Source organism: Caballeronia sp. RCC_10 (assembly GCF_041360715.1).
Taxonomy (GTDB): Bacteria; Pseudomonadota; Gammaproteobacteria; order Burkholderiales; family Burkholderiaceae; genus Caballeronia; species Caballeronia grimmiae.
Genome location: NZ_JBFUPT010000005.1, coordinates 57,639 through 78,186, shown reverse-complemented (window position 1 = coordinate 78,186; position 20,548 = coordinate 57,639). Strand labels below are relative to the sequence as shown.

Annotated in this window: 23 protein-coding genes; 7 read left to right on the top strand and 16 right to left on the bottom strand. The window is 63.6% G+C overall.

Going from position 1 to position 20,548, the window contains the following annotated elements:
- Window positions 1–5: 5 nt before the first annotated feature.
- Complete coding sequence (pmbA, locus tag AB6804_RS11880; RefSeq protein ID WP_035959646.1) at window positions 6–1,376, bottom strand: metalloprotease PmbA; 1,371 nt, start codon at window positions 1,374–1,376, stop codon at window positions 6–8.
- 204 nt (window positions 1,377–1,580) lie between these two features.
- Between pmbA and yjgA the strand changes: the two genes are divergently transcribed.
- Complete coding sequence (gene yjgA / locus AB6804_RS11875; RefSeq protein WP_370886630.1) at window positions 1,581–2,186, top strand: ribosome biogenesis factor YjgA; 606 nt, start codon at window positions 1,581–1,583, stop codon at window positions 2,184–2,186.
- Window positions 2,170–2,835 (top strand): molybdopterin adenylyltransferase, encoded by a 666-nt coding sequence (gene mog / locus AB6804_RS11870; protein ID WP_370886629.1) that lies wholly within the window; start codon window positions 2,170–2,172, stop codon window positions 2,833–2,835. Before yjgA ends, mog begins: the two co-directional genes overlap by 17 nt.
- On the opposite strand, the gene orn is transcribed toward mog, so the two are convergent.
- Window positions 2,787–3,392 (bottom strand): oligoribonuclease, encoded by a 606-nt coding sequence (gene orn, locus AB6804_RS11865; protein ID WP_370886628.1) that lies wholly within the window; start codon window positions 3,390–3,392, stop codon window positions 2,787–2,789. The two genes, mog and orn, sit on opposite strands and share 49 nt — an antisense overlap.
- Before the next feature lie 118 nt (window positions 3,393–3,510).
- Here orn and AB6804_RS11860 point away from each other — a divergent pair, with 118 nt between their 5' ends.
- From AB6804_RS11860 to AB6804_RS11850, 3 genes are read left to right on the top strand one after another with little or no spacing between them, the layout of a single operon-like run.
- Window positions 3,511–4,779: a M48 family metallopeptidase gene (locus tag AB6804_RS11860; RefSeq protein WP_244794310.1), complete on the top strand. Its 1,269-nt coding sequence runs from the start codon at window positions 3,511–3,513 to the stop codon at window positions 4,777–4,779.
- On the top strand, window positions 4,776–5,711 hold the full coding sequence (gene rsgA / locus AB6804_RS11855) for a ribosome small subunit-dependent GTPase A (protein ID WP_370886627.1): 936 nt from the start codon (window positions 4,776–4,778) through the stop codon (window positions 5,709–5,711). Before AB6804_RS11860 ends, rsgA begins: the two co-directional genes overlap by 4 nt.
- Window positions 5,708–6,031, top strand: a complete 324-nt coding sequence (locus AB6804_RS11850; RefSeq protein WP_370886626.1) for a DUF2007 domain-containing protein — start codon at window positions 5,708–5,710, stop codon at window positions 6,029–6,031. The genes rsgA and AB6804_RS11850 overlap by 4 nt, the downstream gene beginning before the upstream one ends.
- A 6-nt stretch (window positions 6,032–6,037) precedes the next feature.
- Here AB6804_RS11850 and AB6804_RS11845 read toward each other — a convergent pair whose 3' ends face one another.
- The 6 genes from AB6804_RS11845 to rpsP form a co-directional block, all read right to left on the bottom strand.
- On the bottom strand, window positions 6,038–6,976 hold the full coding sequence (locus AB6804_RS11845; RefSeq protein WP_244794307.1) for a CobD/CbiB family protein: 939 nt from the start codon (window positions 6,974–6,976) through the stop codon (window positions 6,038–6,040).
- Between the two features lie 125 nt (window positions 6,977–7,101).
- On the bottom strand, window positions 7,102–7,755 hold the full coding sequence (locus AB6804_RS11840) for a CoA pyrophosphatase (protein ID WP_244794757.1): 654 nt from the start codon (window positions 7,753–7,755) through the stop codon (window positions 7,102–7,104).
- Between the two features lie 146 nt (window positions 7,756–7,901).
- Window positions 7,902–8,291 (bottom strand): 50S ribosomal protein L19, encoded by a 390-nt coding sequence (gene rplS / locus AB6804_RS11835; RefSeq protein WP_370886625.1) that lies wholly within the window; start codon window positions 8,289–8,291, stop codon window positions 7,902–7,904.
- Between the two features lie 130 nt (window positions 8,292–8,421).
- Window positions 8,422–9,192, bottom strand: a complete 771-nt coding sequence (trmD, locus tag AB6804_RS11830; protein ID WP_370886624.1) for a tRNA (guanosine(37)-N1)-methyltransferase TrmD — start codon at window positions 9,190–9,192, stop codon at window positions 8,422–8,424.
- Between the two features lie 51 nt (window positions 9,193–9,243).
- On the bottom strand, window positions 9,244–9,975 hold the full coding sequence (gene rimM / locus AB6804_RS11825) for a ribosome maturation factor RimM (protein ID WP_370886819.1): 732 nt from the start codon (window positions 9,973–9,975) through the stop codon (window positions 9,244–9,246).
- Window positions 9,976–10,070: 95 nt separating this feature from the next.
- Complete coding sequence (gene rpsP / locus AB6804_RS11820; RefSeq protein WP_035959657.1) at window positions 10,071–10,325, bottom strand: 30S ribosomal protein S16; 255 nt, start codon at window positions 10,323–10,325, stop codon at window positions 10,071–10,073.
- 246 nt (window positions 10,326–10,571) lie between these two features.
- Between rpsP and AB6804_RS11815 the strand changes: the two genes are divergently transcribed.
- The gene (locus AB6804_RS11815; protein WP_370886623.1) at window positions 10,572–11,063 is read left to right on the top strand and encodes a hypothetical protein; all 492 of its coding nucleotides are present in this window, start codon (window positions 10,572–10,574) and stop codon (window positions 11,061–11,063) included.
- A 9-nt stretch (window positions 11,064–11,072) separates the two neighbouring features.
- Here the strand turns inward: AB6804_RS11815 and AB6804_RS11810 are convergent, their stop codons facing one another.
- Together AB6804_RS11810 and AB6804_RS11805 are read right to left on the bottom strand one after the other, a co-directional pair.
- On the bottom strand, window positions 11,073–12,197 hold the full coding sequence (locus AB6804_RS11810; RefSeq protein WP_370886622.1) for a PA0069 family radical SAM protein: 1,125 nt from the start codon (window positions 12,195–12,197) through the stop codon (window positions 11,073–11,075).
- A 71-nt stretch (window positions 12,198–12,268) separates the two neighbouring features.
- Window positions 12,269–12,757, bottom strand: a complete 489-nt coding sequence (locus AB6804_RS11805; protein WP_035959661.1) for an Lrp/AsnC ligand binding domain-containing protein — start codon at window positions 12,755–12,757, stop codon at window positions 12,269–12,271.
- A gap of 142 nt (window positions 12,758–12,899) precedes the next feature.
- On the opposite strand from AB6804_RS11805, the gene AB6804_RS11800 reads away from it, so the two are divergent.
- A complete protein-coding gene (locus AB6804_RS11800; protein ID WP_370886621.1) occupies window positions 12,900–14,192 on the top strand; it encodes a D-amino acid dehydrogenase in 1,293 nt (430 codons plus the stop codon).
- A 48-nt stretch (window positions 14,193–14,240) separates the two neighbouring features.
- Here AB6804_RS11800 and AB6804_RS11795 read toward each other — a convergent pair whose 3' ends face one another.
- From AB6804_RS11795 to AB6804_RS11770, 6 genes are all read right to left on the bottom strand, one after another.
- Window positions 14,241–16,031 carry an acyl-CoA dehydrogenase gene (locus AB6804_RS11795; RefSeq protein ID WP_370886620.1) on the bottom strand — a complete coding sequence of 597 codons (1,791 nt, stop codon included), beginning with the start codon at window positions 16,029–16,031 and terminating at the stop codon, window positions 14,241–14,243.
- Window positions 16,032–16,136: 105 nt separating this feature from the next.
- The gene (locus AB6804_RS11790) at window positions 16,137–17,072 is read right to left on the bottom strand and encodes an electron transfer flavoprotein subunit alpha/FixB family protein (RefSeq protein WP_244794300.1); all 936 of its coding nucleotides are present in this window, start codon (window positions 17,070–17,072) and stop codon (window positions 16,137–16,139) included.
- Window positions 17,073–17,087: 15 nt separating this feature from the next.
- Window positions 17,088–17,837, bottom strand: a complete 750-nt coding sequence (locus AB6804_RS11785; RefSeq protein ID WP_035959665.1) for an electron transfer flavoprotein subunit beta/FixA family protein — start codon at window positions 17,835–17,837, stop codon at window positions 17,088–17,090.
- A 194-nt stretch (window positions 17,838–18,031) separates the two neighbouring features.
- Window positions 18,032–18,826 (bottom strand): MetQ/NlpA family ABC transporter substrate-binding protein, encoded by a 795-nt coding sequence (locus AB6804_RS11780; RefSeq protein ID WP_035959667.1) that lies wholly within the window; start codon window positions 18,824–18,826, stop codon window positions 18,032–18,034.
- 25 nt (window positions 18,827–18,851) lie between these two features.
- A complete protein-coding gene (locus tag AB6804_RS11775; protein WP_035959668.1) occupies window positions 18,852–19,505 on the bottom strand; it encodes a methionine ABC transporter permease in 654 nt (217 codons plus the stop codon).
- Window positions 19,495–20,529 (bottom strand): methionine ABC transporter ATP-binding protein, encoded by a 1,035-nt coding sequence (locus AB6804_RS11770; RefSeq protein ID WP_370886619.1) that lies wholly within the window; start codon window positions 20,527–20,529, stop codon window positions 19,495–19,497. Before AB6804_RS11770 ends, AB6804_RS11775 begins: the two co-directional genes overlap by 11 nt.
- Window positions 20,530–20,548 lie beyond the last annotated feature (19 nt).

Genomic DNA, 20,548 nt, shown 5'->3' with positions numbered 1-20,548 from the left:
CGGTCTTATTGCCCCGCGACCGTCATGCGCTCGATCAGCACCGAGCCGATCGCCTTGGTGCCGCGCACGACCGTATCCGCGCCGATCGCCTCGATGTGACGGAACATCTCCTGCAGCGTGCTCGCGACCGTGATTTCCTCGACCGCGTACTGAATCTGGCCGTTCTCGACCCAGAAGCCGGATGCGCCGCGCGAATAGTCGCCCGTCACGTAGTTCACGCCCTGCCCCATCAGCTCGGTCAGCAACAGGCCAGTGCCGAGCTTCTTCAGCATCGCTTCGAAATCGTCCTCGGGCTTCGTCTGCGTGCTCTTCATCGTCAGATTGTGCGAGCCGCCCGCGTTGCCGGTCGTCTGCATGCCGAGCTTGCGCGCCGAATACGTCGACAGGAAGTAGCCCTGCACGACGCCGTCTTCGACCACGTTGCGTTTCTGCGTGCGCACGCCTTCCTCGTCGAACGGCGCGCTGCCCATGCCGCCCCTCACGTGCGGATCTTCGACGATCTGAATGTGCGGCGCGAACACCGGCTTGCCGAGGCTGTCGACGAGAAACGTGGTCTTGCGATACAGCGCACCGCCGCTCACCGACTGCACGAACGCGCCGAGAATGCCCGCCGCGAGCGGCGCTTCGAACAGCACGCGGCATTTGCGCGTGTCGAGGCTGCGCGCGTTCAGGCGTGCGAGCGCGCGCTGGGCCGCGTAACGCCCGACCGCTTCGGGATCGGCCAGTTCCGATGCGGCGCGCCTCGACGTGTACCAGTCGTCGCGCTGCATGTCGCGGCCGCTTTGCGCGATCGGCGCGCACGCAATGTAATGCCGTGAATACGGATAGCCGGCCATAAAGCCGCGCGACGTCGCGAGCACGAACTGCGAATGCTGCGCGGACACGCTCGCGCCTTCCGAGTTGGTGATGCGCTTGTCGACGGCGAAGGCCGCGTCCTCGGCGCGCCGCGCGATGTCGGCGGCTTCGTCGGCGTCGAGTTCCCACGGGTGATAAAGGTCGAGATCCTGCGGCGTCTTCTCGAGCAAGTCCTCTTCGGCGAGCCCCGCCGCGCTGTCTTCCGCCGTAAAGCGGGCGATGTTGTACGCCGCCGCGACCGTGTCGCGCAGCGCCTCGCGCGTGAAGTCGGCGGTGCTCGCGTTGCCGCGCTTCTTGCCGATGAACACCGTCACGCCGACCATCTTGTCGCGGTTGTGCTCGATGGTTTCCACTTCGCCGCGCCGCACGCTCACCGAGAGGCCATCGCCTTCGGAGATTTCGGTGGCGGCATCGCTCGCGCCCAACTCCTTCGCGTAGCGCAGGATGTCGGAGGCGATCTCCTTCAGTTCGTCTTGCGTATGCGGGAAAAAGCGTTGCTTGACGTCGATGTCTGCTGCCATTTGTCGTTGCCTTGGTTTCGTTGACTGCAAAAGCCGAGCGCGACGCGCTCCTTCTGGTCATTCAGTGCCGATGCCGGCCCATGCGCGAAACGCTCGCGTGCCGCATCGGCCCGTTACGCGATCATAGCAAGGACCGCGTGCATTCACCCGCCATCACGCGCCCGCCGCGCCCGGTCCCCCGCAGGCGCAAGCTACAATGACGCCATGAACCGTAAAACCCGCATTCAACCGATCGAAGCCGCCCGCAACGACGGCGAGGCCGATGATCATGGCTACGATCGCCCCAGCAAATCGCAACTGAAGCGCGACATGCACGCGCTGCAGGAGCTGGGCGAGGCGCTGATCGCGCTGCCGAAAGACGCGCTCAAGCGTATGCCGATGCCCGAAAGCCTCGACGACGCCGTGCGCGAAGCACGCCGCATCACCGATCACGAAGGCAAGCGCCGCCAGTTGCAGTATGTCGGGCGCGTCATGCGCTCGCTGGAAGAAGAACAGGTCGCTGCGCTGCGCACCGCGCTCGACACCTATCGCGGCGTGAACAAGGCGGAAACCGCGCGGATGCACTGGATCGAGCGGACGCGCGAAAAGCTGCTCGCCGACGACGCCGCGCTGACCGAGTTCATCCGTCAGCATCCGGGCGTCGATGCGCAGGAAGGCCGCACGCTGATTCGCAACGCCCGCAAGGAGCGCGAGCAGCAGAAACCGCCGCGCTACTATCGGGAGCTGTTCCAGTGGATCAAGAACGCGGCGGGCGTCGAAGACGACGACGATTCCGCCGATACCGAGGAAGGCGATGATTCCGAAGCGTAATCATCCCGACGAGTTGATCGTCGGGCTCGTTTCGATCAGCGATCGCGCATCGCAAGGCGTGTATGAGGACAAGGGCTTGCCGGCGCTGCAGGCGTGGCTCGGCGAGGCGCTGGAATCGCCGTGGCGCGCCGAGACGCGGCTGATTCAGGACGACGCCGCGACCATCTCCGCGACGCTCGTCGAACTCGTCGATACCTTCGGCTGCGATATCGTCCTAACGACGGGCGGCACCGGCCCCGCGCGCCGCGACGTGACGCCGGAAGCCACGCTGGCCGTCGCGACGAAGGAGATGCCGGGCTTCGGGGAGCAGATGCGCCAGATCAGCCTCAACTTCGTGCCGACCGCGATCCTGTCGCGGCAAGTCGCGGTGATCCGCGAGACGAACGGCCATGCCGCGCTCGTCATCAATCTGCCGGGACAGCCGAAGTCGATCCGTGAAACGCTGGAAGGGGTGAAGGACGCCGAGGGCAAGACCGCCGTGCCGGGCATCTTCGCGGCGGTGCCGTACTGCATCGACCTGATCGGCGGGCCGTACATCGAAACGCGGGCCGAAGTGGTCGCCGCCTTCCGCCCGAAAAGCGCGATTCGCCCGCCGAAGGATCAAGACCCGTCGGCGGCCGCCGACGGAATGAGGAAATGCTCGCGGTAGTACTTGAGCTCGTCGATGGATTCGTGGATATCCGCGAGCGCCGTGTGCATCGCGCGCTTCTGAAAGCCCTTGTAGATCGCCGGCTGCCAGCGGCGGCACAACTCCTTCAGCGTGCTGACGTCGAGGTTGCGGTAGTGGAAGAACGTCTCCAGTTCCGGCATCCAGCGCGCCATGAAGCGGCGGTCCTGGCAAATCGAGTTGCCGCACATCGGTGATTTGCCGGGCGGCACATACTGGCCGAGAAACTCACGAATCTGCCGCGTGGCTTCGGCTTCATTCACCGTCGACGCCTTCACGCGCTCGGTCAGCCCCGAGCGCCCATGCGTATTGCGGTTCCACTCGTCCATGCGTCCGAGCGCCTCTTCCGATTGATGAATCGCGAGGACCGGGCCTTCCACCATCTTGTCGAGCGTCGAGTTCGTCACGACCACCGCAATCTCGATGATGCGGTCATTGTCGGGATCGAGCCCGGTCATCTCCATGTCGAGCCACACGAGGTTCATGTCGCTGCGCGCGAGCACGGGTTCGACGCCGGGAACGTTGGAAGAGTCGGTCATGGACGATGCCTGAGGAAGAAGTGAGGCCGCGTGCGCGCCGGTTGGCAATGGCATGATGTGACAACGGCGGCAGAGCCAAGAACCTATAATTCTCGCATAGTTCAATCGGAATTCCCGGATGACCAACCTCACTCTCGCTTTCTCGACGATCTTCGTCGTTGCACTGGTCGCGATGGTTTCGACCAAGCTGTGGCTGGCGTCACGCCAGATCCGGCACGTCGCCGCGCATCGCAATGACGTGCCGCCGCAGTTCACCGGCACGATCCCGCTGACCGCGCATCAACGCGCGGCGGATTACACCGTCGAGCGCACGCGGCTCACGATGATCGAAGTGGTGACGAGCGCCGTCGTGCTCGTCGCGCTGACGCTGCTCGGCGGCGTGCAGGCGCTCGACAACGCGATCACCGCGTGGCTCGGGCGCGGCTATCTCGGGCAGATCGCGCTGGTGGCGTCGGTGGTGGCGATCACGAGCATCATCGACTTGCCATTCGACTACTTCCGCCAGTTCGTGATCGAAGAGAAATTCGGCTTCAATCGCATGACGAAGAAGCTGTTCTTCGCGGACCTCGTGAAGGGCACGCTGATCGGCGTGCTCGTCGGCGCGCCGCTTCTGCTGTTGACGCTGTGGCTGATGGATCGCGCGGGCGCCTACTGGTGGCTCTGGACGTGGATGGTCTGGGTTGCGTTCCAGCTGCTCGCGATGATCATCTATCCCACCTTCATTGCCCCGCTCTTCAACAAGTTCGAGCCGCTGAAGGACGAGGCGCTGGTCGCGCGCATCGAAAATCTGATGTCGCGCACGGGCTTCGCGGCGAAAGGCCTCTTCGTGATGGACGGCAGCCGCCGCTCGGCCCACGGGAACGCGTATTTCACCGGTTTCGGCGCGACCAAGCGCATTGTTTTCTTCGATACGCTCCTCGCGCGCCTGTCGGGCAGCGAGATCGAAGCCGTGCTCGCGCACGAACTCGGCCACTTCAAGCGCCGTCACGTGCTGAAGCTGATGCTCGTCATGTTCGGCATCAGCCTCGTCATGCTCGCGCTGCTCGGCTGGCTCGCACAGACCGTGTGGTTCTACGAAGGACTCGGCGTGCGGCCTTCGCTCATCGGCAGCAATAACGGGCTCGCGCTCGTGCTCTTCATGCTGGTGCTGCCCGTATTCATGTTCTTCATCACGCCGCTGGGCAGCCTGACATCGCGCAAGAACGAATTCGAAGCGGATGCCTTCGCAGCCAGCCAGACCGATCCGAAGGATCTCGTCAACGCGCTCGTCAAGCTCTACGAAGATAACGCGTCGACGCTCACACCCGATCCGCTCTACACCGCGTTTTACTATTCGCATCCGCCGGCATCGCAACGCATCGATCGTCTGATGCAGCACGCCGCATGACCGCGCGTTCGACGCGCAAGGGCGACGCGGCGGCGGCCGGACGGCTCACGGGCACGGTGATCGCCGCGCACGGTCGGCATTATCTCGTCAGGCCGAGCGATGGCGGCGCGATGCTCCAGTGCTTTCCGCGCGGCAAGCGCAGCGAAGTCGCAGTCGGCGATCATGTGGTGTACGAGCAGTCGTCGGCGGATCAGGGAGTGATCGTCGAGATCGGGGAGCGGCGCAATCTGCTTTATCGATCCGACCAGTTCAAGTCGAAGCTGTTCGCGGCGAACCTCGATCAACTGCTCGTCGTGCTCGCCACCGAGCCTCATTTCAGCGAAGACCTGCTCGGGCGCGCCCTGATCGCGGCCGAAGCGCATGGGCTGCAATCGCTGATCGTGCTCAACAAGATCGACGTGGAAGGCGCGTTGACGCTGGCGCGCGAGCGGCTCGCGCCGTATCGCAAGCTCGGTTACACGGTGATCGAGCTATCGGCGAAAACGCAGCCGGGCGACGTGCATCCTCAACTCGACGCCCATCTGAAAGATCGCTCGACCATCCTGCTCGGTCAGTCCGGCATGGGCAAGTCGACGCTCGTGAACCTGCTCGTCCCCGATGCCGACGCCGCCACCCGCGAGATCTCGTCCGCGCTCAACAGCGGCCGGCACACGACGACATTCACGCGCCTTTATGCGCTGCCGGGCGGCGGTTCGCTGATCGATTCACCCGGCTTTCAGGAGTTCGGCCTTCATCACCTGTCCGAAGGCCAGCTCGAGCGCGCGTTCGCGGATTTCAGGCCCTATCTCGGGCATTGCCGGTTCTATAACTGTCATCACCTGCACGAGCCGGGCTGCGCAGTGCTCGAAGCGGTCGAGGCCGGAAAGATCCGGCCAGAGCGCCACGCGCTATATGCGCAACTGGTCCACGAAGCCAGCCAGATCGTGCGATGAAACGGCTCACGCGCGCGCCCAATCTCATCACCGCGCATCACTGGGTGAACGTGCTGAAGACGGCGGGCGTGCCGTGCGAACTTCATAACCGCTATCTGAACGGCGCAATGGGCGAAATTCCAGCGGATCAGTGCGCGCCGGAAATCTGGATCGTCGATGACCGCGACGAAACGCTGGCGCAGCGTCTTCTCGACCGTGCGCAAAGAGGGCCGGACGTCAACGCCCGGCCCTGGAAGTGCAAGCATTGCGGCGAGTGGCTCGAACCGCAGTTCACCGTATGCTGGAAGTGTCAGACGGAGCGCGATCCGCTCGACGATTGATTCGCCTCAAGCCAGCCAGACGGCGATGGTCAGCATCAGCAGCAGCAACATCCACAGGATGACCGCGCGCCACACGAGACCCACCGCCGATTGCAGCGTGCGCGGCGTGCAGTCGTCGCCGACAGGCAGCGGGCTCGCATCGCCGACGGCCAGCGCCTCCACGCTCAACGGCTCCGCGAGCGGTCCCGCCAGACGCGCGCCAAGTGCGCCGCTGCCCGCCGCGAGCAGCACGCCCTGATTCGCATCGGGCCACTGGCGCGCATGATTGCGCCACGCGTAGATCGCGTCCTCGAAGTTGCCGACGATCGCGAAGCCCATCGCGGTGAGGCGCGTCGGAATCCAGTCGATGAAGAAGAAAGCGCGCTGCGCGAACGACGAGAACTCGGCCGTGCGTTCAGGACTCGGCACGGCCCACGCACGCGCCAGATACTCCGCGATGCGATAGAACACCGCGCCCGCCGGACCGACCGGGATCAGGAACCAGAAGAACACGCCGAACACGTGCCGATGCGACGCGATCACCGCGTGAACCAGCGTATGACGCACGATTTCGCTGACGGGCATGTCGATGGTGTCGAGCCCGGTCCACTGTGCGAGCACTTCGCGCGCACGCGGCACGTCGTCGTTGTTCAGGGCGAGGTGGATATCGGTGAAATAGTGGCTGAACTGGCGGAAGCCAAGCGTGAAGTAAACGACCACCACGTTCCAGAGGAACGCCAGAGCGAAGTTGATGCGATACAGCACGTAATAGACGAGCCCGACTGCCAGCGTCCACGGCAGCACGACGACGAGCCACGCGACGATGCCGTGCTTCTGCTTGCCGGCGTCGAAGCCATGCGCGGTGGATTCCGCATGATAGTGAAGCAGCGCCGAAACGGGATTGTGCGGCGTGAGCGCGCGCACTTGCTCGATGATGAGAGCCAGCAATACGGAGAAAAAAGTCATGCGAGGCGCCGAAACAGTCGGTTAATTCGAGTTTCGCGTAACGATAGCACAGCACCTCGCGCGCGCATCACCCCGGCCGGGCGCGTGGCGCGCGCGCATCACGCATGGTGCTTGCGCCGTCCCGCTCACGCGGCGAGGAAGCGATAGAAATTGCGCAACATGCCGGCTGTTGCGCCCCAGATGAAGTACGGCGCTTTGCCGGCGGCCGGCGTGTAGGGCATCGCGAAGAAACGGCGCTCGCCGCCTTCCCATCGAAATACGCGGACTTCGTGATTCGCCGGATTCATGAGCCACGCGAGCGGCACTTCAAAGATATCGGCGACTTCGCGCGTGTCCGCCTGCAGCGAAAACGGCGGATACACCAGCGCGACGACCGGCGTCACACGAAAACCGGTGCCGGTCAGATAATCGGGCATCGCGCCGATCACTTCGCAATGCTCCGCGCTCAGGCCCACTTCCTCGTGCGCTTCACGCAGCGCGGTCGCGGCGGCGTCGATGTCTTCGGGCTCGCGCCGCCCGCCAGGGAAGCTGATCTGACCGGCATGGTCCGACAGATGATCCGCACGCTGAGTCAGCAGCACGGTCAGCCCGCCTTCGCGCACCACCAGCGGCACCAGCACGGAGGCCACACGCGGATCGCCGCCAATTGCCTTGATGCGCTGTTCAGGCGGCTCCTGCGTCCATTCGAGTTCCTTCGCGAAATGCGCGCGGAGTCCGTCCGGCGTCAGGCGCTCGGGCGGGATCGGCGGCATGTTTTCGCCGGTCGAGAGAACCGGCATGAGTTCGGGTTCGAGGATGCGCGGAGTCGATGTCTTGCCAGTGGACACGGTCTCAAGCCTGAATGTCGAAGATACGATTGGAACACATCAAAGAAAAAAGCACCCGCGAGGGGTGCTTTTTCCGGTGCAACGAACTACTGAGCCACTTACTCGGCGGCGGAAGCAGCGCGGTCCTTCGAGACCAGCTTTTCCTTGATTCGAGCCGACTTGCCCGAACGCTCGCGCAGGTAGTAGAGCTTCGCGCGACGAACGTCACCGCGGCGCTTCACGACGATGCTCGCGAGCAGCGGCGAGTAGGTCTGGAACGTACGCTCGACGCCTTCGCCCGACGAAATCTTGCGGACGATGAAGTTCGAGTTCAGGCCACGATTGCGCTTTGCGATCACGACGCCTTCGTAAGCCTGAACGCGCTTACGCGTACCTTCGACGACGTTCACGTTGACGATGACCGTGTCGCCCGGACCGAAGTCGGGGATGGTCTTCTCGGCCAGCACGCGTGCGATCTCTTCCTTCTCGAGTTGTTCAATCAGATTCATTACTGACTCCTTGTGCCATCTTGCCGAAGTTGCGTGCCTCGCACTGCTGTCGATGAGGCCCCGGTAGAGGATGGGTTTGCTTCAGACGCCGTTTTCACGACGCCCCCTTGTCCCGCTCGTTCGCGCCGGTCTATTCAGACTTCGACGCGCCCTTTGCGAGTTCTGCGAGCCACGCTTCATCGGCGCGGCTCAACATCTTCTGCTTGCGCGCCCGTGCGATTAGATCGGGCCGCTTGAATAGGGTATTGCGTAATGCTTCGCGCCTGCGCCAGGCGTCGATTTCCTTGTGATGCCCGCCGAGCAGCACGTCCGGCACGCGCACGCCTTCGTATTCCTCGGGGCGCGTGTAGTGCGGACAATCGAGCAATACATCGACGAAACTGTCCTGCACCGCCGACTGCGCGTCGTTCAGCACGCCGGGAATATGGCGCACCACGGCGTCCATCAGCGCCATCGCGGGCAATTCGCCGCCCGACAGCACGAAGTCGCCGAGGCTGACTTCCTCGTCCACGACGCGATCAATCAAACGCTGGTCGATCGCTTCATAACGGCCGCATAACAGCACGAGGCCGGGTTCCTGCGCGTAACGCATGACGCGATCGTGGTCGAGCTTCGCGCCTTGCGGAGACATCATCACGACGCGCGTGCCCTCGATGCCCTGCTCGCGCTGCGTCGCTTTCGCCGCGGCGATCGCGTCTTCCAGCGGACGCGCCAGCATGACCATGCCGGGACCGCCGCCGTAAGGCCGATCATCCACGGTGCGATAGTTGTCCGTGGTGAAATCGCGCGGATTCCACGTGCGCAGACCGAAGCGCCCCTGTTTCACCGCCCGGCTGGTAATGCCCCAGTCGGTCAGTGCGCGAAACATCTCTGGAAAGAGCGTCACGACATCGAACTGCATCGCCCTCTCCGTATTCCGCCGGTGTCGCGTGTTGCTGACGAGAGCACCGGATTAATAGTCGGCGTCCCAGTCGACGATGATGCGCTTCGCCGCCCGATCCACCGTCTTCACATACACGCCGACGAACGGAACGAGCCGCTCGCCGGTGACGGGCTTGCCATCCTTCGTTTCGCTCGGATACTCGATCCGCAGGATGGAATGCGCGCCGTTGTCGATCATGTCGGCGACGTGGCCGAGCGCGACGCCCGCCTCGTTTTCGACTGCCATGCCGATCAGGTCGACCCAGTAGAACTCGTCTTCGTCGTCGAGCTTCGGAAAGTCGCTGCGTGCAATATGCACCGTGTGGCCTTTCAGCGCGAGGGCGGCGTCGCGGTCGTCGCAGCCCGACAGGCGCGCGACGATGGAATCGCTATGCACCTTCGACTGGATACAACGCGCGAGCTTGCGGTCGCGATTCTTGACGAGCCACCAACGCTTGGCCGCGAGCAATGCATCGCCGCCCGACTTGCCGTTTGCATGCGGCGTGACCTTGACCCAGCCCTTCAGGCCGTAGGCATCCGCGACGAAGCCGACTTCCACCGCGTCTTCCGGCAATTGCTCGACGGGCTCGATGCCGCCCGCGTGCTCTTCCGGCTTGACTGCCGCAGAAGCGCCGGCCGCCACGCGGCGCGTGCCCGGCTTGCGGACAAACGCACCAAACGTGCCGGCGCCTTCTTCCTGCCCCGGCTTCGGTTGACTGACAGCGCCGGATTCGTGGCCGTTTCTGGGATCACGCGCGGGCATCAGCGAACCTTTGGGCAAATTTCGAACGATTCGGCGACTGCGCCGCGCCTCGCGGCGCGCACAATCGTTTCCATCGCTTCAATCGATCAGACGGCTTAAGCAGCCGGCTGAGCTTGTTGCGACTGCTTGACCAGACGCTCGACGGTCGGCGACAGTTGCGCGCCAACGCCTTGCCAGTAGGTCAGGCGATCTTGCGAGATACGCAGCGATTCGCCCTTCGTAGCGACCGGGTTGTAGAAACCCACGCGCTCGATGAAGCGGCCGTCACGGCGGCTACGCGAATCGGTTGCGACGATGTTGTAGAACGGGCGCTTCTTCGAGCCGCCACGAGCCAGACGGATGATGACCATGCTGAAATCCTTGAAAACCGGGGTTCGGAACTACCAGAACACGCGATTATAGCGGGAATCCAAAGCACGAACAAACACTTAACGCATTTTTCGCGAGCGGCGCGTGCTTCGGAAGAATTTTGACCTGTGTGCTATCGCTGAAACCCGCGCTTGCGGCGTTCTGTTGGCTGCGCCGGGCGCATCGTAAAATAACGGATTGCGCTGCTATCGCACGGGCGCGCCAACACCTTACCACTGCTTTCGCTGATGACCTCCCCGTCCGTCGCCACGCCCGCTGCCCCGAAGTCCGCCCCGACCTACTTTCGCTCGAAGACGCTAACTGCGGCGCTCGCGTTTCTGTTCGGCAGCATTGGTTTGCACCGCTTCTATCTGTATGGCATGCGCGACAAGTACGGCTGGGCGCATATCGTCGGCATCGTGATGGGCGCGTTCGGCTATCTGATGCTCGCGGCGAGCGAGCGCACCTCCGTGCTCGGTTGGGCGCTCGCCTTTCCGGGCGCGGTCTCGTTGCTGGCGGCGTTTCTTTCGGCCATCGTGTACGGCTTGCGCCCGGACGCAAAGTGGGACGCGCAGTTCAATGCCCACACGAATCGTGAGAGCGACTCCGGCTGGACCGTGATCTTCGTCGTGATCTTTTCGCTGCTGATCGGCGCGTTCCTGCTCATGACGGGACTCGCGCTGACGTTCCAGACGTACTTCGAAGGTCAGGTCGAGGCCGCGAAGGCCTTGTCTCAGTGAGCGCCGCGCTCAGAACAGATCGAGTTGACCCGTGCGCGGCGGCGTCCGGGTAAGCGCCGGGCGCTTGAAATCCGACATATCCAGGATGCCGCGATTGCGCTGATTCAGCCCGAGCCGCTTCGTCGCCTGATGAAAGCGCTGTTTCAACATATCGGCCCATAGACCTTCGCCTTTCATGCGCGTGGCGAAATCGGAGTCGTAGTCCTTGCCGCCGCGCATGTCGCGCACGCGGCTCATCACGCGGTCCGCCCGCGCCGGAAAGTGCGCGGTCAGCCAATCCTTGAAAAGCGGCGCGACTTCCCACGGCAAGCGCAGCACGATGTAACTCGCCGTCGTCGCGCCCGCCTCCGCGCACGCTTCCAGCACGCGCTCGAGGTCCGGCTCGGTGACGAACGGGATCACCGGCGCGATGCTGACGCCCACCGGAATCCCGGCGTCGGCAAGTGTGCGGATCGTGCGCAGCCGGCGCGACGGCGTGGCGGCGCGTGGTTCCAGCGTGCGTGCGATGTCGGCATCGAGCGTCGTGACGGTGATTGCGGCCATGAACTGCCCGCGCTCGGCCATCGGCGCGAGCAAGTCGATATCCCGCTCGATCAGCGATGACTTCGTAATCGCCGCAAACGGATGCCCGCAGTCGTGCAGGACTTCGGTCACGCGCCGCGTGAGCTTCAGGTCGCGCTCGACCGGCTGATACGCGTCGGTATTGACGCCCAGCGCGATGGGATCCGGCTGATAGTTGGGCTTCGCAAGCTCCCGTTCGAGCAAGTCGCCGGCATTGACCTTCGCATAGATGCGGCTTTCGAAATCGAGTCCCGGCGAGAGCCCTAGATAGCTGTGCGTCGGCCGCGCGAAGCAGTAGATACAGCCGTGCTCGCAACCGCGGTACGGATTGAGCGAAACCGTGAAAGGAATGTCCGGCGAGTTGTTGCGCGTGAGAATGCTTTTGGCGCGCTCCTCGAACACTTGCGTACGCAGCACCGGCGCGCCTTCTTCTTCAGCCGATTCGTGAACCCAGCCGTCATCGACGGACTCGCGCTCGTCACGCTCGTATCGCCCCTGAATGTTCGTGACGGCGCCTCGCCCCTTGAGCGGCGAAGGCGGTGCAACGGGAAATTCGCGGTCCGGCGTCGGCATTTCGGTGAGAGCTTGTCGTCGAGATACCTGTATAAATATACAGTATCGCCGCGTCGCCGCTAGCGGAAATTTCACACATCGACGGGGATCGTCAGCGTCTCCTTGATCTCCTCCATCACGACATAGCTCTTCGATTGCACCGCCCCCGGCAGTTGCAGAAGAATGTCGCCGAGCAGTTTCCGGTAATCGGCCATTTCGCCGATGCGCGCCTTGATCAGATAGTCGAAATCGCCCGAAACGAGATGGCATTCGAGCACTTCGGGAATGCGCTGCACCTCGCGACGAAACTGCTCGAACATGTTCCCGCTCTTGTGATCGAGCGTGATTTCGACGAAAACCAGCAGCGCCGCGCCCAGTTGCGTCGGGTTCACGCGAGCGTAGTAGCCCGTGATGACGCCATCGCGCTCCATGCGCTTCACTCGCTCGATGCACGGCGTCACCGAGAGCCCGACGCGCTCCGCAAGATCCTTCATCGCGATGCGCCCGTCCTGCTGAAGGATATTCAGGATCTTGTGATCGAGCTTGTCGAGCGCCCGGACCGGATTTCGCTGCGTTCTCATGTGTTTTTTGCTAAAAATCCGCCAAATACATTAACCAAAACTGCCTTGATCGCAATATTATAGGCGATAACACTAGACGGACAATCCGCCGCGGTTCATGCGAAGCGACAGTGTCCGGCCGGATCGAAAAACTGGAGATTTCATGCGAATCGTTATTCTCGGAAGCGGCGTGGTCGGCGTGACGAGTGCGTACTATCTGGCGCGCGCAGGGCACGAAGTGACGGTCATCGACCGTGAAGCCGGCCCTGCTCTCGAAACGAGTTTCGCCAATGCGGGACAGATCTCCCCGGGCTACGCGTCACCGTGGGCCGCGCCGGGCGTGCCGCTGAAGGCCGTCAAATGGATGTTCGAAAAGCACGCGCCGCTCGCGATCCGGCTCGACGGCACGATGAACCAGTTGCAGTGGATGTGGCAAATGCTGCGCAACTGCACGCAGGACCGCTACGCGGTGAACAAGGGCCGCATGGTGCGCCTCGCCGAATACAGCCGCGATTGCCTGCAGGCGCTGCGTGCCGACACCGGCATTCAGTACGAAGGCCGCACGGGCGGGACGCTCCAGCTTTTCCGCACGCAGCAGCAGCTTGACGGCGCGGCTAAGGACATCGGCGTGCTGAAGGATGCAAACGTGCCGTTCGAGCTGTTGTCGTCGGCGGAACTGGCGCAGGCGGAACCGGCGCTGGCCGCCATTTCGCACAAGCTGACGGGCGGCCTGCGTCTGCCGAACGACGAAACCGGCGACTGCCAGATGTTCACCACGCGCCTCGCCGCGATGGCCGAATCGCTGGGCGTCAAGTTCCGCTACAACACGCCGATCGATGCGCTCGCAGTCAGCAACGGCCGCATCGCGGGCGTGAAATGCGGCGATGAACTCGTGACGGGCGATTCCTATGTCGTCGCGCTCGGCTCGTATTCGCCGAAGCTGCTTGGCGACCTCATCAAGATTCCGGTGTATCCGCTGAAGGGCTATTCGATCACCGCGCCGATCGTCGATGCGAACCGCGCGCCGGTGTCGACGGTGCTCGACGAGACGTACAAGATCGCGATCACGCGCTTCAACGATCGCATCCGCGTGGGCGGCATGGCGGAAATTGTCGGCTACGACAAGACGCTCAAGAAGGCGCGCCGCGAGACGCTCGAAATGTGCGTGAACGACCTGTTCCCCGGCGGCGGCGATACCACGAGCGCCACGTTCTGGACCGGCCTGCGCCCGATGACGCCGGACGGCACGCCGATCGTTGGCCGCACGCCGCTGCCGAACCTGTTCCTCAACACGGGGCATGGCACGCTGGGCTGGACGATGTCGTGCGGCTCCGGTCAGTTGCTCGCCGATCTGATGTCCGGCAAGCAGCCGGCGATCCGCTCGGATGACTTGTCGGTGCATCGCTATTTCGGCGATGTCGGCGTGAATACGCGACCGGCTTACGCCAACGTCTGAGTACGCATACACAACGGCGCCTCTCGAAAGAAAGGCGCCGTTGTCGTTTCAGAACTGATCTTCGCTGAGCGCGAGCACGCCTTCGCTGCCGTTCGCGCTGACGATCGCGGCCTCGAGTCCTGGTGCGAGCGACAGAATGTGCTCCGCATAGAACTGCGCCGTCGCGATCTTCGCCGTGTGGAACGGCCCGTCCTCCGCGCGTCTTGCGTGCGAAACCAGCATCGCTCGCGCCATTTGCCATCCGCACAGCACGATGCCCGCCAGCCGCAGATACGGCACGCTCCCCAGGAACACGGCGTTCGGATCGCTCTTGATCCTGGCGACGATGAACTCCACCGACCGCCCGAGCGACAAACTGCCCGCGCTCAGATGCCGATGCATCGACTTGAACGGCTGGCCATCGACTTCTGCAAGCGCGGCGATCGTCTGATCGATGTGTGCGAGCAGCAGTTGCGCCGCCGCGCCGCCGTCGCGCACGGTCTTGCGGCCGATCAGATCGTTCGCCTGGATCGCGGTCGTGCCTTCGTAGATCGGCAAGATGCGCGCATCGCGGTAATACTGCGCCGCGCCCGTCTCCTCGATGAAACCCATGCCGCCGTGGACCTGCACGCCGATGCTCGCGACATCGACGGCAATCTCGGTGCTGAAGCCTTTGACGATCGGCACGAGATACTCGTACACCGCCTGATGTTTCTTGCGCTGCGCTTCGTCCGGATGCGCGTGCGCGACATCGCTGTGCGCGGCGGCGACATACGCCAGTGCGCGCGCGCCCTCGGTATAGGCGCGCATCGTCGCGAGCATGCGGCGCACATCGGGATGATGGATGATCGTTACCGCTTCCCTCGCGCTGCCATCGACCGGACGGCTTTGCACGCGCTCTTTCGCGTACGCGACCGCCTGCTGATACGCGCGCTCCGATACGCCGACGCCCTGCATCCCCACCGCGAAGCGCGCCGCGTTCATCATGATGAACATGTACTCGAGGCCGTGATTCTCTTCGCCGATCAGATAACCGACCGCGCCGCCGTGATCGCCGAATTGCAATACCGCCGTCGGGCTCGCCTTGATGCCGAGCTTGTGCTCGATCGACACGCAATGCACGTCGTTGCGCGCGCCGAGTGAACCGTCATCGTTGACGAGAAACTTGGGCACGATAAAGAGCGAAATGCCCTTCACGCCTTCCGGCGCGTCGGGCGTGCGCGCGAGCACGAGATGCACGATGTTCTCGGCCATATCATGCTCGCCATACGTGATGAATATCTTCGTGCCGAGGAGCTTGTACGTGCCGTCGCCCTGCGGTTCGGCGCGCGTACGCACCAGCGCGAGATCGGAACCGGCGTGCGGCTCGGTGAGATTCATCGTGCCGGTCCATTCGCCGGCGATGAACTTCGGCAGATAGCGCGCCTTTTGGTCGTCGGTGCCGGCCGTGAGCAACGCTTCGATCGCGCCGTCGGTCAGCAGCGGGCACAACGCAAACGAGAGATTCGCCGAGTTGAGCATTTCCATGCACGCCGTCGCGATCAGTTTCGGCAAATTCTGTCCGCCGAACTCAGACGGATGCATGACGCCTTGCCACCCGCCTTGCCCGAACTGGCGAAACGCGTCCTTGAAGCCCGGCGTCGTCCGCACTTCGCCGTCGGACCATGCGCTCGGATCGCGGTCGCCCGCGACGTTCAGCGGCGCAATCACTTCGCCGCAGAAGCGCGCGGCCTCGTCGAGGACGGCCTGCGCGGTATCGAAGTTGCCGTCTTCAAAGCCGGGCAACGCGGCGATGCTGTCCAGGTCCGCCAGTTCCTTCATCACGAACAGCATGTCCTTGACGGGGGCGCGGTAGCTCATTGTCGTGTCTCCTCCTGTGATGCTTCTCTCGTCCACGGATACAAAAAAGGGCGCAACGGTCGTCGCGCCCTTTCGCTCTTCGTGCAGCGATTACCGCCGCGCGTTCTAGCCGAGTTCCTTGACCAGCTCCGGGACGACCGAGAACAGATCGCCAACGAGGCCGTAGTCGGCCACGCTGAAGATCGGCGCTTCGGCGTCCTTGTTGATCGCGACGATGACCTTGCTGTCCTTCATGCCGGCCAAATGCTGAATCGCACCCGAGATGCCGACCGCCACGTACAACTGCGGCGCGACGATCTTGCCCGTCTGGCCGACTTGATAATCGTTCGGCACATAACCGGCATCGACCGCCGCACGCGATGCGCCCAGCGCCGCGCCGAGCTTGTCCGCGAGCGGTTCGAGCACGTGCGTGTAGTTCTCGCCGCTGCCGAGACCGCGACCGCCCGAGACGATGGTCTGCGCGCTCGTCAGTTCCGGGCGATCCAGCTTCGTGATCTCACGGCTTACGAACTGCGAGATGCCGGCATCCGCCGCCGCGTCGATTTTCTCGACCGACGCGCTGCCGCCTTCCGCCGCGACCGCGTCGAAGCCGGTGCCGCGCACCGTGATGACCTTGATCGGATCGCTCGACTGCACCGTCGCGACTGCGTTGCCGGCGTAGATCGGGCGCTCGAAGGTGTCAGCGCTGACGACAGCGGTGATGTCGCTGATTTGCGCGACATCGAGATGCGCCGCGATGCGCGGGGCCACGTTCTTGCCGTACGCGGTAGCGGGCGCAACGATATGCGAGTAATCCTTCGCAATATTCAGCACCGTGCCTTCGACGTTCTCAGCGAGGCCTTCGGCCAGTTGAGGCGCATCGGCGAGCAGCACCTTGCTCACGCCCGCGATCTTTGCCGCCGCATCCGCCGCGCCTTGCGCGTTCGAGCCCGCGACCAGCACGTGCACGTCGCCGCCCATCTTGGCCGCTGCCGCGACCGTGTTCAACGTCGCCGCCTTGATCGACGCGTTGTCATGCTCTGCAATAACCAGAATCGTCATTTTCTCGCGTCTCCCTCACAGCACCTTGGCTTCGGTCTTGAGCTTCTCGACCAGCGTCTTCACGTCGGGCACCATGACGCCCGCGCTGCGCTTCGGCGGCTCGACGACCTTCAGCGTCTTCAGACGCGGCGTCACGTCCACGCCGAGGTCGGCGGGCTTCACCGTCGTCAGCGGCTTCTTCTTCGCCTTCATGATGTTCGGCAGCGTCACGTAACGCGGCTCGTTCAGGCGCAGGTCGGTGGTGACCACCGCCGGCAGTTTCAGCGACAGCGTTTCCGCGCCGCCATCGACTTCGCGCGACACCGTGGCCTTGCCATCGGCGATCGTCACCTTCGATGCGAACGTCGCTTGCGGCAGGCCCGCCAGTGCAGCGAGCATCTGGCCGGTCTGATTCGAATCGTCGTCGATAGCCTGCTTGCCGAGAATGACCAGCTCAGGCTTTTCCTGATCGACCAAGGCCTTCAGGATCTTGGCGACCGCGAGCGGCTGCAGGTCTTCCGTGGACTCGACCAGAATCGCACGATCCGCACCAATCGCCAGCGCCGTGCGCAGCGTTTCCTGACACTGCGTCACGCCGCACGAAACGGCGATCACTTCGGTCGCCACGCCTGCTTCCTTCAGACGAACCGCCTCTTCCACGGCGATTTCATCGAACGGGTTCATCGACATCTTCACGTTAGCGATATCGACGCCCGTGTTGTCCGACTTCACGCGCACCTTGACGTTGTAGTCGACCACGCGCTTGACTGGCACCAGAATTTTCATGCACACGCTCCAAAGTTACGATTACGTCAACCCAGGCTCATTATACGAGCGACACGATCGCGTTTTCCCCCTCCAGACGGGAGGGCCGGGTTAGCGTGCATCAGATTGGATAGGGATTTCGAGCTTTGCGCCCATTTTTATGGAACGGTCGTTCTTTTTCCATCCCGAAAAACCCGGACGACCGGCGCCAAGGCTTACCAGGCTGCGATCACCGCGCCTGCATACTTGCCTTCGATGAACTGCTTCACTTCGGCGGAGTGATACGCGGCGACCAGTTTGCCGACCCACGGCTTGTCCTTGTCGGCCGCGCGAATCGCGATGATGTTCGCGTACGGGCCGTGCGGATCTTCAATCGCGATCGCATCGGACTTCGGCTTCAGGCCTGCTTCCATCGCGAAGTTCGTGTTGATCGCGGCGGCGTCGACGTCGGCGAGCGAGCGCGGAATCTGCGCCGCGTCCAGTTCGACGATCTTCAGCTTCTTCGGATTCTCGACGATATCGAGCGGCGTCGCCTTCAGACCGGCGTCGGCGCGCAGCTTCAGCAAGCCCTGCTTCTGCAGGAGCAGCAACGCACGGCCGCCGTTGGTCGGATCGTTCGGCACCGCGATGCGCGCACCGTTCTGCAATTGCGCGAGCGACTTCAGCTTCTTCGAATAGATGCCCATCGGGAACGTGACGGTATCGGCCACCTTGATGAGCTTGTAGCCGCGATCGCGCACCTGCGCGTCCAGATACGGCTGATGCTGATAGCTGTTCGCGTCGAGATCGCCGGCGGCGAGCGCGGCGTTCGGCTGCACGTAGTCCGAGAATTCGATGACCGTGATCTTGAGCCCGTTCTTCGCGGCGACCTGCTTCACCACTTCCATCATCTGCGCGTGCGGGCCGCCCGTCACGCCGACCTTGATCGCGTTGTCATCCGCGTGCGCTGCGCTGAACAGCGATGCCGCACCCAGAGCGGCGGCGAACTTCAGAATGAATCGACGTTGCATGTGCTGACCTTTCTTTTCGATGTGGTTATTTATGGCTCAGACGGCGCACGAGCCAGTCGCCGAACGACTGCACGAGCTGCACGAACACGATGAGGATCACGACGACCGTGAGCATCACTTCAGGGAGAAAGCGTTGATAGCCGTAGCGGATGCCGAGATCTCCGAGGCCGCCGCCGCCGATCGCGCCCGCCATCGCCGAATAGCCGACGAGCGACACGAACGTGATCGTCAGTCCCGCGACGACGCCCGGCAGCGATTCCGGCAGCAGCACCTTGAACACGATCTGGCTCGTGGTCGCGCCCATCGCCTGGGCGGCTTCGATCAGGCCGCGATCGACTTCGCGCAGCGCCGTTTCGACGAGACGCGCGATGAACGGCGCCGACGCGATGGTCAGCGGCACGACCGCCGCCGCGGTGCCGATCGACGATCCGACGACGAGCCGCGTGAACGGGATCACCGCAACGAGCAGGATGATGAAGGGCGTCGAGCGCACCGCATTCACGACGCCGCCGAGCACGCGATTCACGCCGATGTTCTGCAGCACGCCGTCGCGATCGGTCAGATAGAGCAGCACGCCGAGCGGCAGGCCGAGCGCCGCGCCGATGAGTCCCGAGATGCCGACCATGACCAGCGTCTCCCAGAACGACTGCACGAACATGTCGAACATTTCACTCAACATGGGAAAGCTCCTCCACCACGACGCCTTGCGAGCGCAAATAAGCGATCGCTTCCGCGACCTTCACCGGCTGTCCGCCCGCGAGCACCGCGAGCGAGCCGAACGCCTGGCCCTGTATCTCGTCGATCTGGCCATGCAGGATGTTGAAATCGAGTTCGTAGCGGCGAATCGTCTCCGAGAGAATCGGCTGATCGACGCCCGAGCCCGTGAACGCGAGCCGCAGCAAATGCCCGCTGCCGGTCGAAAGACGCTCGGCGACGCGCGCCTTCAACGCGGGCGGCAACTCGTGCGCGATGACGTCGCCGATCAGCGCGCGCGTGACTTCGTGACGCGGCTGCATGAAGACATCGACCACCTTCCCTTCTTCGACGACGCGTCCGGCATCGAGCACGGCCACGCGATCGCAGACCTGCTTGATCACTTCCATCTGGTGCGTGATGAGCACGATGGTCAGCCCCAGCTCGCGATTGATCTTGCGCAGCAGGTCCAGAATGGCACGCGTGGTTTCGGGATCGAGCGCGGACGTGGCTTCGTCGGAGAGCAGCACGCTCGGCTTGCTGGCGAGCGCCCGCGCGATGCCCACGCGCTGCTTCTGTCCGCCGCTGATTTGCGCCGGATACTTGTCCTTGTGCTGCGTGAGGCCGACGAGTTCGAGCAGCGGCAGCACCGTCTCTTCGATTTGTGCGCGCGTCTTGCCGGCGAGTTCGAGCGGCAGCGCGACGTTGCCGAACACCGTGCGCGACGACAGCAGGTTGAAGTGCTGGAAGATCATGCCGATGTCGCGGCGCGCGGCACGCAGGTCATCCTTGCCGAGCGTGGTGAGGTCGCGCCCATCGACGACGACGCTGCCTTCGCTTGGCCGCGTCAGCAGGTTGATGGTGCGCACCAGCGTGCTCTTGCCCGCCCCGCTGCGTCCGATGATGCCGAAGATCTCGCCGGCGGGAATCGCCAGATTGACGTTATGCAGCGCTTCCACCCAGCCCCGAGGTCCCGCAAAGCGCTGCGAGAGATTACGTATTTCGATCATGCGCCGGTCGTGAAAATAC

Excerpts from the sequence above, each read along its gene's own strand:
- AB6804_RS11810 (WP_370886622.1), bottom strand. The coding sequence starts at position 12,197 with ATGCCGACGCCGGACCGCGAATTTCCCGTTGCACCGCCTTCGCCGCTC.
- AB6804_RS11840 (WP_244794757.1), bottom strand. The coding sequence starts at position 7,755 with ATGCCGGTTCTCTCGACCGGCGAAAACATGCCGCCGATCCCGCCCGAG.
- rplS (WP_370886625.1), bottom strand. The coding sequence starts at position 8,291 with ATGAATCTGATTGAACAACTCGAGAAGGAAGAGATCGCACGCGTGCTG.
- rsgA (WP_370886627.1), top strand. The coding sequence starts at position 4,776 with ATGACCGCGCGTTCGACGCGCAAGGGCGACGCGGCGGCGGCCGGACGG.
- rpsP (WP_035959657.1), bottom strand. The coding sequence starts at position 10,325 with ATGGTCATCATCCGTCTGGCTCGTGGCGGCTCGAAGAAGCGCCCGTTC.
- mog (WP_370886629.1), top strand. The coding sequence starts at position 2,170 with ATGATTCCGAAGCGTAATCATCCCGACGAGTTGATCGTCGGGCTCGTT.
- AB6804_RS11800 (WP_370886621.1), top strand. The coding sequence starts at position 12,900 with ATGCGAATCGTTATTCTCGGAAGCGGCGTGGTCGGCGTGACGAGTGCG.
- trmD (WP_370886624.1), bottom strand. The coding sequence starts at position 9,192 with ATGCAGTTCGATGTCGTGACGCTCTTTCCAGAGATGTTTCGCGCACTG.
- AB6804_RS11845 (WP_244794307.1), bottom strand. The coding sequence starts at position 6,976 with ATGACTTTTTTCTCCGTATTGCTGGCTCTCATCATCGAGCAAGTGCGC.
- AB6804_RS11815 (WP_370886623.1), top strand. The coding sequence starts at position 10,572 with ATGACCTCCCCGTCCGTCGCCACGCCCGCTGCCCCGAAGTCCGCCCCG.
- orn (WP_370886628.1), bottom strand. The coding sequence starts at position 3,392 with ATGACCGACTCTTCCAACGTTCCCGGCGTCGAACCCGTGCTCGCGCGC.
- AB6804_RS11770 (WP_370886619.1), bottom strand. The coding sequence starts at position 20,529 with ATGATCGAAATACGTAATCTCTCGCAGCGCTTTGCGGGACCTCGGGGC.
- AB6804_RS11850 (WP_370886626.1), top strand. The coding sequence starts at position 5,708 with ATGAAACGGCTCACGCGCGCGCCCAATCTCATCACCGCGCATCACTGG.
- AB6804_RS11860 (WP_244794310.1), top strand. The coding sequence starts at position 3,511 with ATGACCAACCTCACTCTCGCTTTCTCGACGATCTTCGTCGTTGCACTG.
- pmbA (WP_035959646.1), bottom strand. The coding sequence starts at position 1,376 with ATGGCAGCAGACATCGACGTCAAGCAACGCTTTTTCCCGCATACGCAA.
- rimM (WP_370886819.1), bottom strand. The coding sequence starts at position 9,975 with ATGCCCGCGCGTGATCCCAGAAACGGCCACGAATCCGGCGCTGTCAGT.
- yjgA (WP_370886630.1), top strand. The coding sequence starts at position 1,581 with ATGAACCGTAAAACCCGCATTCAACCGATCGAAGCCGCCCGCAACGAC.
- AB6804_RS11795 (WP_370886620.1), bottom strand. The coding sequence starts at position 16,031 with ATGAGCTACCGCGCCCCCGTCAAGGACATGCTGTTCGTGATGAAGGAA.
- AB6804_RS11790 (WP_244794300.1), bottom strand. The coding sequence starts at position 17,072 with ATGACGATTCTGGTTATTGCAGAGCATGACAACGCGTCGATCAAGGCG.
- AB6804_RS11780 (WP_035959667.1), bottom strand. The coding sequence starts at position 18,826 with ATGCAACGTCGATTCATTCTGAAGTTCGCCGCCGCTCTGGGTGCGGCA.
- AB6804_RS11785 (WP_035959665.1), bottom strand. The coding sequence starts at position 17,837 with ATGAAAATTCTGGTGCCAGTCAAGCGCGTGGTCGACTACAACGTCAAG.
- AB6804_RS11775 (WP_035959668.1), bottom strand. The coding sequence starts at position 19,505 with ATGTTGAGTGAAATGTTCGACATGTTCGTGCAGTCGTTCTGGGAGACG.
- AB6804_RS11805 (WP_035959661.1), bottom strand. The coding sequence starts at position 12,757 with ATGAGAACGCAGCGAAATCCGGTCCGGGCGCTCGACAAGCTCGATCAC.